Origin of the sequence: Mycobacterium sp. 852002-10029_SCH5224772 (assembly GCF_001667315.1) — a bacterium.
Taxonomy (GTDB): domain Bacteria; phylum Actinomycetota; class Actinomycetes; order Mycobacteriales; family Mycobacteriaceae; genus Mycobacterium.
Window position 1 is genome coordinate 1 of record NZ_LZHT01000107.1, and the last position, 1,039, is coordinate 1,039.

Here is a 1,039-nt window from a genome sequence, read left to right on the forward strand (position 1 = left end):
CCGGTGGACGGTCAGACCCTGCAGAAGATCGGCGAGATCACCGACGGCCAGGCCTTCCACGCCGACAGCCTGGACTCGCTGGAGAACGTGTACACGACGCTGCAGCGCCAGATCGGCTACGAAACCGTCAAGGGCGATGCCAGCCTGGCCTGGATGCTGCTCGGTGCCGTCGTGATGGCCGGCGCCGTGCTGGCCGGCCTGCTGCTGAACCGCCGGCTGCCCGCCTGATACGCGCTAGGTCGGCAGGCGCCGATTGATCAACAGCGCCAACGCGGTCGCGATCAGTGCGGCCAGCACCCCGAGGCGCAGCCAGCCGGCGCTGCCCGGGCCCGGCACCGTGCGGTAACCGATCTCGTTCTCGATCGCGTTGTAGCTCTTTTCGAGCTCGCCGAGGTTGGTGGCGGTGTAGGGCTGCCCGCCGGAGAGTCTGGCGATCGTCTTCATCTGGTCGGTCGACACCGGGACCGCGACGCGCTGCCCGTCCATCTCGATCTCACCGCCCTTGGTTCCGAACGAGATCGTCGAGATGGGCACGCCCTCGTCCTTGGCCAGGCGCGCCGCGGTGAACGCCCCCTGCGGGGCGTTGGGGTCCAGCGGCACGTTCTCGGCGCCGTCGGACTCCAGCACGATCCGCGCCGGCGGCGGGCCCTCGCCGCCACCCATCACCGAACCGACCGTCGCGATCGCCTGCAACGCGGTGAAGATGCCTTCTCCCGTAGCGGTTTTCGGGGCCGGCTGCAGGCTGTCGATGCCCGACTTCACCGCGCCGCGGTTCGTCGTCGGGGGGACCAGCAGTGTGGCGTTGGCCGCGAACTCCACCAGCCCCAGGTTGATGGCCGGGGTCAGCTGGTCGGCGAATTGCTTGCCGGCCTCCTTCGCCGCGGCCAGGCGGTTGGGCGGAACGTCGTTGGAGGCCATCGATTCCGAGACGTCGATGACGAGCATCACGACGGCGCGGTTGAGCGGGATTCGGACGTCGGACGTCGGCCCGGCCATCGCCGTGGTCAGCAGGACCAGCGACGCGGCCAGCAAGATGGTC

General features: G+C 69.5%; 1 protein-coding gene and 1 pseudogene. One reads left to right on the forward strand and one right to left on the reverse strand.

Annotated features, from left to right (window positions below; translation table 11 throughout):
- Positions 1 to 228: pseudogene (locus A5775_RS19290) on the forward strand (hypothetical protein); the annotation flags it as partial.
- A gap of 6 nt (positions 229 to 234) precedes the next feature.
- Here A5775_RS19290 and A5775_RS19295 read toward each other — a convergent pair.
- Positions 235 to 1,039 (reverse strand): VWA domain-containing protein (locus A5775_RS19295; RefSeq protein WP_067255930.1); only part of this gene is annotated, 805 nt, incomplete at its 5' end.